Origin of the sequence: Prauserella salsuginis (assembly GCF_024648885.1) — a bacterium.
GTDB lineage: Bacteria > Actinomycetota > Actinomycetes > Mycobacteriales > Pseudonocardiaceae > Prauserella > Prauserella salsuginis.
The window spans coordinates 612,839-626,462 of sequence record NZ_JANBBF010000009.1 but is presented as its reverse complement, the minus strand read 5'-3'; the positions used below and the strand labels follow the sequence as shown (position 1 = coordinate 626,462).

Sequence of the window (13,624 nt, the reverse complement as noted above, 5' to 3'; positions counted from 1 at the left end):
TCAGGGCAGCGGACCGCGGAACGGCTCGGTGCCGGCGACCAACTCGACACCGCCGTACGCGGAGTGATTCTGCAGATAGGCCAGCTCACGGCCCAGGTCGCCGACTCCGTTGCTGCCCGCAGTGGGCAGTACGGTCAATGTGGAGAGCACGCCGAGGGCCTGGCCCTGGTCGTCGAGGAAGGCGCTGCCGGAGTCGCCGGGAATGCCCGGCGTCGCCGTGTAGGCCTGATGGCTCCACCCGCCACCGCTGTCGCCGATGCTGGTGCCCTGCTTCGGGCTCAACTGGGTGATGCCACCGCGGAGACTGGAGTTGCCGTACGACAACACGGTGTCGCCCGCCGCGGTGCCCTCGGTGTTGAGTCCCGCCGGGCCACCCCAGAACGGAACCGAAGGGTTGACCCGGTCCACATCGGCCGGATCAATGCGGACGAGCGCGAAGTCGTTGTAGGCACAGGTATCGGGATCGGTCTCGCCGCTCTCCTGCATGGCCAGCCAGGAGTTGTACACCATCGTGCCCGGCTCGCTGGCGCCCTCGATCTCGACCTTCGTCCCCAACGGCAACGACCCGGACTCGCACCCGTCGGTCGCCGTACTCCCGCCCGTGCCCGAGCAGTGGGCGGCCTGACCGAGGAACACGTCGACGCCGTCCCTGAAGACGAAGTTCGCCGTGCACTGCGCCCCCTCGGTGTAGGTCATGACGCCGGGGTGCACCGTTGCGCTGTCGGCAGGAGCCCACGCCGACACGGCCGGAGCCGCAGCCACGGTCCCGCTGGAGGCGATCAGGGCAGCGGAGAAGACGCCGCCTGCGAGCCAAGCGGTTCTCCGGGAGACGAGTCGTCGCATGAGACCCTCCACGGCCGTCGAGATAAGCTACTCGTAAGTAAAATAAGACGGCGCCTGCACTGTTGAGCAGGACTGGACAGTGCAATCGTGTTGGTCCGTTTGCCGCATCCGGGGCCGAGTTCGCAGGTCGAGTTCTCAGTTCGCGTTCGCCGCGGGTTCGGCAGGAAGGCCGCGAGGGCGAGAAACGGTCACCCGCCACCGAGGAGTCGGTTGAGGAGGGGTGCACGTCGCGGTGGACGTGTACCGGTGCCGTCGGCCGCGCCGAGGCGTGCGAGGTCGGTCGCCAAGGGGTGCTCGCCGTCGGCCCAGCAGACACAGCTCGGGAAGCTCCTCGCAACGGGACGGGGGCTCGATACGCGCCCACCAACGCAGGTTCGGATCCTGCCGAGAGCGCCCAGTCTGAACCACAAAAAACCGGCCCCTACCAGCGGAAGCATGGTCGAGACCGATTCATGTCGTACCCGGCTCGCACCGGCTACACCTTGCGGCATGCGGCCGTCCACGTGCGATCCACGTGCACAGGCCCGCGGTTGCGAGCCTCCGAGAACCTCATCGATCCGTCCGGACCGGTCACCGACAGCACTCACGGCCACGATCCGTAACCGGAGCGTGGCCGTGTGGCGCGGGTCAGTGGCGGGTGGCCCGCGGCATGCGCCGACGCAGCTGACGAATGCGCAGTGAGCCGGCGATCGCGGTGAGCAGTACCCCGGCGACGGTGGAGAGCAGCATGGCCACGGCGAGCGAAACGCTGCCGCTGACGGTGAAGTAGGAGATCTCCACGGCTTGCGTGTTCTGCAGAATGAAGATCAGCAGGAGCGCAAGCACGGCGGCGAAGACGATGACACCGACCCACAGCGCGCTCGTGCGCGTCCTGCGTCGCGGGTCGGGAGTGGCCGAAGCCGCCGGTGGCTCGGTGGCGGCGCTCGGGCCGGCCGGTGGAGCCGAATTCGTAGGCGAAGGGTTGGACTGTACGGGCCCGGTGGCTGGCGTATCGGTCATGATGGCCCCCTCTCGATGGTGGGCCTGCCCCTCATCCTACGCCGGTTCGGTGTGGTCACGCGTGTGCAGACATGGGATGTCGAGTGGGCCCGGTGGGCTTCGACCCCATACGGGCCAGGACAAGGTTCCGCCCGAAATCGTGGCGTGCCGGTTGGCTTGTGCTGACGATGTTTCAGCAGGTCATCTCGCTGGTTCGGCACCTGCCGACACGGCGTCGTCTCTCGGCAACGCCCGGTGGTCGACGCCCGGAGTCCGGCCCGGGAAGCGAGCACGGCCGGCGGGTTCGGACGCCGAGACGAGGTTGGTCTCGATCAGATCGAATGCGGCTGTGCGACCAGCGCGTAGGCGCTGAACCACAAACCGAACGCGCCCATCAGAGCGATCGCCCCGACGCCGGTCGGGGAACGCTTCCGCCCGGACCAGACAGCGAGGAGCACCAGGAGAGGAAAGGCGGACAGCAGTTGCCGCACGCGGTCGTGCTCGGCGCCGGCATGACCGATCGTCAACAGCAGTACGAGCGCGGTGTATGCCCATACGGCCAATGGCAGGTGCCGCCATGCTGGAACCAGCGCGACAGCGACGACCAGGCACAGCAACGCGGAGAGCACGCTGTAGGCCTCACGGCCGGTGCCGAGGGTGTCGAAGATCCACCCGACATAACTCAGGTCCAGCTGATTACCCCAGCCCTCGCGGGTGATCGCGAAGTATCCACCGGGCACGCCGCTGGTGAACTGCACCCACAGCAGGTAGCCGCCGACGCCGACGGGCGCGATGGCCGCAGCGAGTGCCGGACGCCATCCGTTGCCCTCGCCCCGGTACGCGGCGATCAGCCCCGCCACCACGATCACGACCACCAGCGGCGCGCCCATCGGGTGGGTGTAGCCCGCGACCAACGCGCACAGCCCCGCGGTCAGCCACCGACGCTCGAGCATCGCGGCGAGCGCCCATGCGACCGCGGCGACGAGCAGCGCCTCCGGGTACGGCATCGAGTACACGATCGCCATCGGCGCCGCGGCGACCAGAGCGACGGCCGACAGCTCCGCAGATCGGTTCCCGCCGAGCGCGCGGGCCAATCTGGCGATCCCGTACGCCCCGACGATCCCGATGGCAGTCGACAGGATGACCGCGAACTCGAGGTACAGCTGCGGATCCTCGGGAAACAGCAGTCCGAGCAGCTGCGGGTAGGCGGGGAAGAACACCATCGCCGTGTACGAGTGGTGGGCGCCGTGAGCATCCGTCATTCCGGCGTCCACCTGCTCGTACCCGCCGGCGGCGATCTGCAGGTACCACCCGGCATCCCAGTGCTGCAGGGTGAAGTCCTGACCGTTCGCTGCGCTCATCACCCACAACAACGCGACGCCGGCCGCCCGCACGGCCAGGTAGATCAACGCGGGCGCCAGCAGCAACGCAACGCGGCGCCGATCGGCACTCGCCCGACGTTCCTGGTCGCGAATCAGCTTCGGCCCCTCGATCGATTTGGTGACCGGCGAATCGTATCGACCGGACGTAGCGGATGCAGAAGGCGGCCGGGCCACCATCCGGGCGAACGGTCGACGATGCATGACCGTTCCGATGGTCCACTGTGGCCCGAAACCGGGACAGCGACGTCTGGACCACGCGACGTGCCGTTGTCCGCTGCGCGCTCGCGAAATCGACACAGGTCGGCAGCACCCGCCGCGGGCGGCCGACTTCGCTATCGGCATCGTGGCATCGATCCCGGCACCGGCGGAGAACGCCGGGCTAGTAGTGCTGCGACGGTGGGTCGTCGAGGCGGATCAGGCGAAGGCGTACGGCCTCCGCACCGCCGCCATGCGGTTGTCGACACCGAGTTTGGTGTTGATGTGCACCAGGTGCGTCTTCACTGTCGCCTCGCTGATGAACAGCCTCCGTGCCATGTCCTGATTTCCCAAGCCCTGTGCCACCAGCTCCAGGATCTCGACCTCCCTGCCGCTGAGCGTGTCGCCCGCGTGGCTTCGACTCCGCCCACACCGTCGCCCAACTGGCGATCCATCAGCACCACGTCAGGCCGAAACGCTCCCGCCTGCTCTTGGTATACAAAACAGATGACAGGCGGGCCTCAGCCTTGCACCTCCCGGACACCGTGGCTGACCGCGAGCCTCCCCCGGATCGTCCGTCCCGAGCCCCCTTCGCCGACCAAGGAGCCCGCATGACCTCGCCCCGGTACGACGGAGCCCAGGGCACCGTCCCTGCCGACGACACCGCCGACGCCGTGGTCTTCCGCAACGTCCGCCCGTTCGGCACGGAATCGCCCGTGGACCTCACTGTGGTCGACGGCCGCTTCACGGACCACCCGGCGCCCGCTGCCGCCCGGGTCGTCGACGGCGGCGGGCGTGTCGCGCTCCCGGCGCTCGTCAACGCCCACGTCCACCCCGACAAGACCACGTGGGGCGGTCCGTGGGTCTCGCGCAGGCCCGCTCAGGGCATCGCCGACTACTCCGAGCAGGACGCCGAACTCTTCCGAAGCCAGGACCGCACCGTCGCGGAACGCGCCCTGGGCCTCATGTCCCATGCCGTGACCCGCGGTACCCGCGCCATGCGCGCCCACGCCGACGTGGCGCCGGCATACGGTCTCGCCTGCGTCGAAGGAGTCGCCGCAGTCCGGCAGCAGCTGCGGCACTCGCTCGACGTCGAGATCGTGGCGTTTCCCCAGCACGGGGTCCTCCGCACCCCCGGCACCGCGGAACTGCTGGAAGAGGCCGCACGCACCGGCACGATCGACATGATCGGCGGCATCGACCCGATCGACTTCGACCACGCCCTCGACGAACAACTCGACCTGATCTTCCGCCTCGCCGACCGCCACGCGCTGGGCGTCGACCTCCACCTCCACGACCGCGGCGACGCCGGCACAGCGGCTCTGCGCGCCGTCATCGACCGCACCCGCGCCCTGTCCCTGCAGGGCAGGGTGACCGTCAGCCACGTCTTCTGCCTGCTCGACCTCGACGAACGCGAACTCGACGCGATCGCCGCCGAACTGGGCCTGGCAGACATCGCACTGACCACGGTGGCGCCCTCCCCTTCCCGCGTGCTGCCGATCGCCCGGCTACGCGAACACGGCGTGCGCGTGGGCCTGGGCACCGACGGGGTGCGCGACGCGTGGAGCCCCTTCGGCAACGGGGACATGCTGCACCGGGCACATCAGCTGGGCCGGGTCACGGGCGCACGCACGGACGACGAACTGGAACGGTGTTACCACGTCGGAGCCCACGACGGCGCCGACGTCCTCGGCCTGCCCCGTGTCGATTTCACGACTGGATCCCCCGCCGACTTCGTCCTGGTGCACGGCGAATGCCTGCCGCAGATCGTCGTGGACACGCCTCCACCGGACCTGGTCGTGCGCGGCGGACGCGTCGTGGCCCGCGACGGCGAATCGGTCGACGCGACCGAGCAGTCACTCCCGTGAGAGGGCATCCGGTCGGCGCGACCGAGCAGCCACTCCCGTGAGAGGGCATCCGGTCGGCGCGACCGAGCAGCCACTCCCGTGAGAGTGCATCCGGTCGGCGCCGACAACGGGACCATCCGCTGACGACGCAGCCGATCCGGTCCTTGCCCGTCGCGGTAACTGCAGGCCGGTCGACAGCCGGTTCGCGCAGACGTTCGCCGGCGGTGGAGCCGGCATACCGCCCGTTACGCAGCGCTCGGCATGTTCAGGGCGCCGTTGCAGTCAGGCGCCGTTGCGCTTGAAGATCTTGTTGCCCAGCCAGACGATCGGGTCGTAGCGCCGGTCGGCGACCCGCTCCTTCATCGGGATGAGCGCGTTGTCGGTGATCTGGATGCCCTCGGGGCACACCTCCGTGCAGCATTTCGTGATGTTGCAGTAGCCCAGTCCGTGTGCGGACTGGGCCGCCTCGACCCGGTCGCCGGCATCGAGCGGATGCATCTCCAGTTCGGCCACGCGCATCAGGAACCGTGGTCCGGCGAAGGACTCCTTGTTCTCCTCGTGGTCCCGGATCACATGGCAGGTGTCCTGGCACAGGAAGCACTCGATGCACTTACGGAACTCCTGTGAGCGCTCGACGTCGACCTGCTGCATCCGGTACTCACCGGGCTCGAGCCCCTCCGGCGGAGTGAACGCCGGGATCTCACGAGCCTTCGTGTAGTTGTACGACACGTCCGTGACGAGGTCGCGGATCACGGGGAACGTGCGCATCGGCGTGACGCTGATGACCTCGTCCTCGGCGAACGTCGACATCCTGGTCATGCACAGCAGTTTCGGCTTGCCGTTCACCTCCGCCGAGCACGAGCCGCACTTGCCGGCCTTGCAGTTCCAGCGCACCGCCAGATCCGGTGCCTGCGTGGCCTGCAGCCGGTGGATCAGGTCGAGAACCACCTCGCCCTCGTTGGCCTCGACCTCGAAGTCCTGCAGCTCGCCGGCGGTCGCGTCGCCGCGCCACACGCGCAGTTTCGCCTGGTATGCCATCTCACGCGGTCCTTTCCGGGTGGCCGGCGAGTTCGTCCTCGGTGTAGTACTTCTCCAGTTCGGACAGTTCGAACAGTTCCAGCAGATCGGCACGCATCGGCTGCTGCTCCCTCGCCTCGACGTCCACCTCGGGCACCGGCTCATCACCGGTCGTCTGGCACACGAGCAACCGGTTGCGCCACTGCGCGTCCAGCTGCGGGTAGTCGTCGCGGGTGTGCCCACCCCTGCTCTCGGTGCGCCGCAGCGCCGCCCGCGCGACGCACTCACTGACCAGCAGCATGTTGCGCAGATCGACCGCGAGGTGCCAGCCGGGGTTGTACTGCCGATTCCCCTCGACCGTCACCCCGCGGATACGGCTGCGGATCTCCGCGAGCTTGTCGATCGCCTTCTCGATCTCGTCAGCCTTGCGGATGATGCCGACCAGCTCGTTCATCGTCTGCTGCAGCTCGGTGTGCAACGTGTAGGGATTCTCCGCGCTCGTCCCGTCCTCCGGACCGTCGAACGGGGCGAGCGCACGTTTCGCGGCGGCGGTGACCTCGGCGTCCGGCACCGACGGCCGCGCGCCGAGGGACTCGACGTACTCCGCGGCGCCCAGACCGGCGCGGCGGCCGAACACGAGCAGGTCCGACAACGAGTTGCCACCGAGCCTGTTGGACCCGTGCATACCACCGGAACACTCACCCGCGGCGAAAATCCCGGGGACCGTCGCAGCCGCCGTGTCCGGGTCGACCTCGATACCGCCCATCACGTAGTGGCATGTGGGGCCGACCTCCATCGGTTCGGCCGTGATGTCCACATCGGCCAGTTCCCTGAACTGGTGATACATGGACGGCAGGCGCTTGCGGATCTCCTCGGTCGGCAGCCGGCTGGCGATGTCGAGGAACATGCCGCCGTGCTCGGATCCCCGTCCTTCCTTGACCTCGGTGTTGATCGCCCTCGCCACCTCGTCGCGCGGCAGCAGGTCCGGGGTTCGCCGATTACCCTCCTGGTCGGAGTACCAGCGATCGGCTTCCTCTTCGCTGTCGGCGTACTGGCCTTTGAAGACGTCCGGGATGTAGCGGAACATGAACCGCTCCCCCTCGGCGTTCTTCAGCACACCGCCGTCGCCCCGCACCCCCTCGGTGACGAGGATGCCCTTCACACTCGGCGGCCAGACCATTCCGGTGGGATGGAACTGGACGAACTCCATGTTGATCAGGCCCGCACCGGCACGCAGCGCGAGCGCGTGTCCGTCACCGGTGTACTCCCACGAGTTGGAGGTGACCTTGAACGACTTGCCGATGCCACCCGTCGCGAGCACCACGGCCGGCGTCTCGAACAGCACGAACCGGCCGCTCTCGCGCCAGTACCCGAACGCCCCCGCGATGTGTCCGTCCTCTTTGATGAGTTCGGTGACGGTGCACTCGGCGAACACACGGAGTTTGGCCTCGTAGTCGCCGTAGCGCCGGTAGTCCTCCTGCTGCAGCGACACGATCTTCTGCTGCATCGTGCGGATCAGCTCGAGGCCGGTGCGGTCCCCGACGTGCGCGAGCCGGGGATAGGTGTGCCCGCCGAAGTTACGCTGGCTGATCCGCCCGTCCGGGGTGCGGTCGAACAACGCGCCATAGGTCTCCAGCTCCCACACCCGGTCGGGCGCCTCCTTGGCGTGCAGCTCGGCCATCCGCCAGTTGTTGAGGAACTTCCCGCCGCGCATGGTGTCGCGGAAATGCACCTGCCAGTTGTCGTGGGAGTTCGCGTTGCCCATCGACGCCGCACAGCCGCCCTCGGCCATCACCGTGTGCGCTTTGCCGAACAGCGACTTGCACACCACCGCGACGCTCAGCCCACGCTGTCGCGCCTCGATCACGGCACGCAGACCGGCGCCGCCGGCACCGATCACCACCACGTCGTAGTTGTGCCGTTCGACCTCGGTCATGAAATTGCCACCTTCGAGACGTGTTCAGTTGATGAAGCGCAGATCGGCGATCGCCCCACTGGAGACCAGCCACACGTAGAGGTCCGTGAGCACGAGCGTGCCCAGCGTGAGCCACGCGAACTGCATGTGCCGGGTGTTGAGCCTGCTGACCTGCGTCCAGGTCCAGTACCGCACCGGGTTGCGGGAGAAGTGTTTGAGCCTGCCGCCGGTGACGTGCCTGCACGAGTGGCAGGACAGCGTGTAGCACCACAGCAGCACGACGTTGAGCAACAGGACCACGTTGCCGAGACCGATGCCGAAGCCGTTCTCGCCGCCGAAGGCGAGGATCGCGTCGTAGGTGTTGATGATCGTGATGACGAGCGCGGCGTAGAAGAAGTACCGGTGCACGTTCTGCAGGATCAGCGGCAGGCGCGTCTCACCGGTGTAGCGCTCGTGCGGCTCGCCGACGCCACAGGCGGGCGGAGCCATCCAGATCGAACGATAGTAGGCCTTGCGGTAGTAGTAGCAGGTCAGGCGAAAGCCCAGCAGGAACGGCAGGGACAGGAACGCCAGCGGGATGAACCCCGGCAGCTCGCCGATCGGCGTGCCGAAGTGACTCGAACCCGCCACACACGAATCGCTCAGGCACGGCGAGTAGAACGGCGTCAGGTAGTGGTTCTCGGCATCCCAGTAGTCGCTGCGCATGAACGAGCGGACCGTCGCGTAGACGACGAACGTCGCCAGTCCCAGGGTGGTCAGCAGCGGCGGCAACCACCAGCGGTCCGTGCGGAGTGTTCGGGCCGGGATGCTCGCGCGGGCAGGGGGCGGGGTATCGGTGGAAGAAGGGCTTGCCACGTCGAACGCCACCGGCCCCTCAGTGCCGGTGGCCGTGGTAGCCGCCGACGCCCTCGTCGTCGGCGTCGTGCCACAGCGCCGGGTCGTACGGGGTGTCGGGCACGGGCACGACCTCGCTGCGGTCGATGATCGGGGCGCCGCGACCCTGCGCGGGCACGGCCGAACACTCGTCCAACTCCACCGCGTCGATGTCGAGCCGTTCGACGTCGTTGATCAACCGGTGCACGGCCGGAACCTCGCCGTAGCGCGTTCGCAGGTCGCCGACGCACTGCCTGAGCCGGCCTATAGTGCTGCGAAGCTCGCTCATCTCTCTGTTGGACATCTGCGCACCCTCCGGATCGGTTCGGTCGGCGGCGCCGCCGTGGTGACGCACCGCCAACTCTGCCCTGTCGATGTTCACTGTGACAACTACCACATTGCCACACGTTTCCGTGATGTGGATCACCTCTGGGCGTCCGATTCACCCCGCCCCACCAGCGCTTTTGAGTCAAAACTGAATCGATTTTGATTCCAGGTCGGCGCTTCTGTATCGTGTCAGTCTCCACGGAGGACAAGCGCCCAACCGACCGGAGACGCTCGTGAATCAAGCGCAAGAGCACGTCCACCCCGTCGTCGCCGAGGTCACCGACCGCATCGCGGAACGTAGCCGCGAGAGCCGGGCCGCGTATCTCGCCCGCATCTCGGCAGCCACCTCGGCCGCGGCCGGACAGCCCACCAGGGCCGCCATGGGCTGCGGCAACCTCGCGCACGGCTTCGCCGCCTGCGCGGGCGACGACCGACTTGCGATGCGCGGACTGCGCAAACCCGGCATCGCGATCGTGTCCGCCTACAACGACCTGCTGTCGGCACATCAGCCGCTGCACGAGTTCCCCGAGTGGATCAAGGATTCGGCCCGCGAAGCCGGCGGTGTCGCGCAGTTCGCCGGCGGCGTCCCCGCGATGTGCGACGGCATCACGCAGGGCCGCGCGGGCATGGAACTGTCACTGTTCAGCCGGGACGTGATCGCGATGGCCACCGGCGTCGCGCTGTCTCACGACATGTTCGACGGCACGCTGCTGCTCGGGGTGTGCGACAAGATCGTCCCGGGGCTGCTCATCGGCGCGTTGTCGTTCGGACACCTGCCCGCGATGCTCGTGCCTGCTGGCCCCATGACGTCCGGCCTTCCCAACAAGGAGAAGGCACGCATCCGCCAGCTCTACGCGGAGGGCAAGGCGAGCAGGGAGGACCTGCTGGAGGCCGAGTCCGCGTCGTACCACTCGCCCGGTACGTGCACCTTCTACGGCACGGCGAACTCCAACCAGCTCGTCGTCGAGGTCATGGGCCTGCACCTGCCGGGCGCCAGCTTCGTGCATCCCGGAACCCCGCTGCGCAAGGCTCTCACCGAGGAGGCGGGCCGCCGCATCGTCGAGATCTCCCGCGGCGAGGAGTACACGCCGCTCGGGCAGCTCGTCGACGAACGTTCCGTCGTGAACGGACTGGTCGCACTGCTGGCCACGGGCGGGTCGACCAACCACACGCTGCACCTCGTCGCCATCGCCGCCGCGGCCGGCATCCAGCTGACGTGGGACGACTTCGCCGACCTCTCCGCAGCCGTGCCGCTGCTGGCCAGCGTCTACCCCAACGGCAGCGCCGACATCAACCACTTCCACGCGGCGGGCGGCGTGCAGTTCCTCGTCCGCACACTGCTCGACGCGGGCCTGCTGCACCGCGACGTGAAGACCATCGCGGGCCCCGGCCTCGACCGGTACCGGCAGGAGCCGGTCCTCGACGGCGACACGCTGACGTGGCGTGAGGCGACCAGCCACAGTCTCGACGAATCGGTGCTGCGGCCGGTGGAGCGGCCGCTGGCCGACAACGGCGGGCTGCGCATGGTCGAGGGCAACCTCGGCAGGGCCGTCATCAAGGTCTCCGCGGTCGCACCCGAGAACCGCGCAGTGGAGGCGCCCGCACGGGTGTTCAGCACGCAGGCCGAGTTCGACGCCGCGTTCCGCGCGGGTGAACTGGACCGCGACGTCGTCGTGGTACTGCGCAACCAGGGCCCGCACGCCAACGGCATGCCCGAACTGCACGGACTCACACCTGCGCTCGGCGTGCTCATGGACCGTGGCTACCGCGTCGCGCTGCTCACCGACGGCCGGATGTCCGGTGCTTCGGGCAAGATCCCCGCGGCCATCCACCTCACCCCCGAGGCCGCGGCGGGCGGACCGCTCGCGCGTATCGCGGACGGGGACGTCGTCCGGCTGGACACCGAGGCCGGAACGCTGGAGATGCGGATCGACGCCGCGGAGCTCGACGCCAGGGAACCCTCCGACGGGGCTCCGGACGAGACGCAATGGAGCGGGACCGGACGCGAACTGTTCGCGGCGCTGCGCCGCAACGTGGGCCCCGCCGACGCCGGAGCGAGCGTGTTCGGGCCGATGACACCCGGCCATCTCGGCGTGACCGCACCGAGGACCGAAGCCAGCGTGGGAGGACCATCATGACGACCAGCTCGGAACTGCTCGACCTGTCACCGGTCATGCCCGTCGTGGTGCTCGACGACGCCGAGGCCGCACCGGATGTCGCACGGGCCCTGCTCGCAGGTGGTATTCGCACCATCGAGCTGACGCTGCGCACCCCCGCCGCGCTCGAAGCCATCGAGAAGGTCGCCTCACAGGTGCCCGACATCGTCGTCGGCGCCGGCACCGTGACCACGCCCGAACAGGCAGCCCAGGCCGCCGACGCGGGCGCGGCGTTCCTGGTCACCCCGGGTACCACGGACGCGCTGCTCGACGCGGTCGCCGCCACCCGGCTGCCGTTCCTGCCCGGCGCCGCGACGGTGTCGGAGGCCATGCGGCTGGCCGAACGCGGCCTCGACACGCTGAAGTTCTTCCCCGCGGAGGCGAGCGGCGGCCCGGCCGCGTTGAAGGCGTTCGCGGGCCCGCTCCCGCACCTGAAGTTCTGCCCCACCGGGGGTGTCAGCGTGGCCAACGCGCCGGAATACCTCGGGCTGTCCAATGTGGGCTGTGTCGGCGGAAGCTGGCTGACGCCCAAGGACGCGGTGGCCGCCCGTGACTTCGCGACGATCGAGCGGCTGGCGAAAGAATCCGCGGCGCTCGCGAGCTGAGCGACCGGCCGCGAGAACGGATTCGGCTGCGGCACCCCGAGCGCCTTCCGCGCTCAGGGTGCCGCAGCCGTCGGCCCGAACCGCACTACCGTGCAGCTGTGCCGTGCCCGGTCGTCATCCGGCCGTGCTCGATGCGCCGGCCGGGGACGAAGCCGCGGCGGGGGTTCCGGTCCGCTCGCCACGGAGCAGGGTCAGCGCCGCCGCGGTGAGCACGAAGACGGCTCCGAAGGCCAGGTAGAGGTGGTGCGGCGTCCACCCCGCGTCGAGGAGGGTACCGGCGATCGTGGGCGACAGGATGGCGCCGATCCTGCCGATACCGATGGCCGTGCCGACTCCGGTGGCGCGCACCCCGCCGTCGTAGACGTTTGGGGTCAGGGCGTAGAGGCCCGCGACACAGCCGTTGACGAACAGTCCGATCAACGCTCCCCCGGCGAACGCGGCGGCGAGTGAGCCCAGCGCGAGCAGGAACAGCGCAAGCATGGCGGCCGTCGTGACGAGGTAGACGACGAGGACGTTGCGCAACGACCAGCGGGCCGCGAGCACGCCCAGCGCGGTGGCACCGAAGATGCCGCCCAGGTTAAGCAGGGTTCCGCCGGTCAAGCCCTGGGTGGCGGACAGGCCCGCTTCCACGAGCAGGGTCGGCGTCCAGCTGGTCACGAAATAAAACCCTGCCATCACCAGGAAGAACGCCGTCCACAGGATCAGCGTGCCGCGCCGGAGCCGCGGCCCGAGCAGGGTGCGGAATCCCGCGGCGACCCCGGTCCGCCCCGGCCCGGTCGATACCGGCGGCAGTTCCTCCAGCGGTGCACGTCCGAACCTGCGGGCAACGCGGTTGATCTTGTCCAGCGCCCTGTTCGGGCGGCGACTGAGCAAGAAGTCGAGTGATTCCGGCATTCCGACGAGCACGAGCGGGATCGCGAACAGGGTGGCGACGCCGCCGAAGAGGAAGACCGACCGCCAGCCGAACTCGCCGATCAGCACGACGGCGAGCACGCCGCCGAGCGTGGCGCCGAGGGCGTAGCCGGTGGAGTTGAGACTCACCGCGAGACCTCGCCAGCGGCGCGAAGCGTACTCGGCCGCGATGGTGTTGCTGCAGGCGAGGATCCCGCCGATACCGAGTCCGGTCAGGACGCGCAGCAGCCCGAGCTCGATCGCCGAACCGCTGACTGAGGCCAGCAGCATGCCGAGACTCGCGATCCCGAGCGACACGAGGATCAGCGGGCGCCTGCCGAAGCGGTCCGCGAACGGTGCCAGCAGCAGTGACCCCGCGGCCATCCCGACCAGGCCCGCCGAGAGCAGCAGGCCGAGTTGGCCACCGTTGAGCCCGAACTCGGTGGAGACCGACTCGCCGGTGAAGGCCATGACGAGCACGTCGAACCCGTCGAGCATGTTGAGCAGGACACAGACGGCAACGGCAACCCATTGCGAACGGTGCATGGGGCCGCCGTCGAGGTCGGCACGCAGATCGTGGGACATCGTTGTCCTT

11 protein-coding genes and 1 pseudogene are annotated in these 13,624 nt (G+C 68.8%); 3 read left to right on the top strand and 9 right to left on the bottom strand.

The window, feature by feature from the left end; translation table 11 throughout:
• The 4 genes and pseudogenes from LY40_RS09645 to LY40_RS09630 form a co-directional block, all read right to left on the bottom strand.
• Nucleotides 1-843: a serine protease family protein gene (locus LY40_RS09645; RefSeq protein WP_183783617.1), complete on the bottom strand. Its 843-nt coding sequence runs from the start codon at nt 841-843 to the stop codon at nt 1-3.
• Between the two features lie 627 nt (nt 844-1,470).
• Nucleotides 1,471-1,842 (bottom strand): LapA family protein, encoded by a 372-nt coding sequence (locus LY40_RS09640; protein WP_183783616.1) that lies wholly within the window; start codon nt 1,840-1,842, stop codon nt 1,471-1,473.
• Nucleotides 1,843-2,153: 311 nt separating this feature from the next.
• Complete coding sequence (locus LY40_RS09635) at nt 2,154-3,404, bottom strand: glycosyltransferase family protein (RefSeq protein ID WP_258936594.1); 1,251 nt, start codon at nt 3,402-3,404, stop codon at nt 2,154-2,156.
• A gap of 213 nt (nt 3,405-3,617) precedes the next feature.
• A pseudogene (locus LY40_RS09630) lies at nt 3,618-3,791 on the bottom strand (response regulator transcription factor); the annotation flags it as partial.
• Nucleotides 3,792-4,009: 218 nt separating this feature from the next.
• Between LY40_RS09630 and LY40_RS09625 the strand changes: the two are divergent.
• Entirely contained in the window at nt 4,010-5,266 is a 1,257-nt protein-coding gene (locus LY40_RS09625) for an amidohydrolase (RefSeq protein WP_258936593.1), read from the top strand.
• Between the two features lie 261 nt (nt 5,267-5,527).
• On the opposite strand, the gene LY40_RS09620 is transcribed toward LY40_RS09625, so the two are convergent.
• The 4 genes from LY40_RS09620 to LY40_RS09605 are packed head-to-tail and all read right to left on the bottom strand — an operon-like array spanning nt 5,528 to nt 9,354.
• Nucleotides 5,528-6,283, bottom strand: a complete 756-nt coding sequence (locus tag LY40_RS09620) for a succinate dehydrogenase/fumarate reductase iron-sulfur subunit (protein WP_183783610.1) — start codon at nt 6,281-6,283, stop codon at nt 5,528-5,530.
• A 1-nt stretch (nt 6,284) separates the two neighbouring features.
• On the bottom strand, nt 6,285-8,198 hold the full coding sequence (locus LY40_RS09615; RefSeq protein ID WP_183783608.1) for a fumarate reductase/succinate dehydrogenase flavoprotein subunit: 1,914 nt from the start codon (nt 8,196-8,198) through the stop codon (nt 6,285-6,287).
• 24 nt (nt 8,199-8,222) lie between these two features.
• Complete coding sequence (gene sdhC / locus LY40_RS09610; protein ID WP_258936758.1) at nt 8,223-9,032, bottom strand: succinate dehydrogenase subunit SdhC; 810 nt, start codon at nt 9,030-9,032, stop codon at nt 8,223-8,225.
• 19 nt (nt 9,033-9,051) lie between these two features.
• Nucleotides 9,052-9,354, bottom strand: a complete 303-nt coding sequence (locus LY40_RS09605) for an Rv0250c family protein (protein WP_183783604.1) — start codon at nt 9,352-9,354, stop codon at nt 9,052-9,054.
• Between the two features lie 256 nt (nt 9,355-9,610).
• On the opposite strand from LY40_RS09605, the gene edd reads away from it, so the two are divergent.
• Together edd and eda are read left to right on the top strand one after the other, a co-directional pair.
• Complete coding sequence (edd, locus tag LY40_RS09600) at nt 9,611-11,515, top strand: phosphogluconate dehydratase (RefSeq protein WP_258936592.1); 1,905 nt, start codon at nt 9,611-9,613, stop codon at nt 11,513-11,515.
• Nucleotides 11,512-12,138 (top strand): bifunctional 4-hydroxy-2-oxoglutarate aldolase/2-dehydro-3-deoxy-phosphogluconate aldolase, encoded by a 627-nt coding sequence (eda, locus tag LY40_RS09595; RefSeq protein WP_183783600.1) that lies wholly within the window; start codon nt 11,512-11,514, stop codon nt 12,136-12,138. Before edd ends, eda begins: the two co-directional genes overlap by 4 nt.
• Nucleotides 12,139-12,252: 114 nt before the next feature.
• On the opposite strand, the gene LY40_RS09590 is transcribed toward eda, so the two are convergent.
• Nucleotides 12,253-13,614 (bottom strand): MFS transporter, encoded by a 1,362-nt coding sequence (locus LY40_RS09590; protein ID WP_258936591.1) that lies wholly within the window; start codon nt 13,612-13,614, stop codon nt 12,253-12,255.
• Between the last annotated feature and the right edge of the window lie 10 nt (nt 13,615-13,624).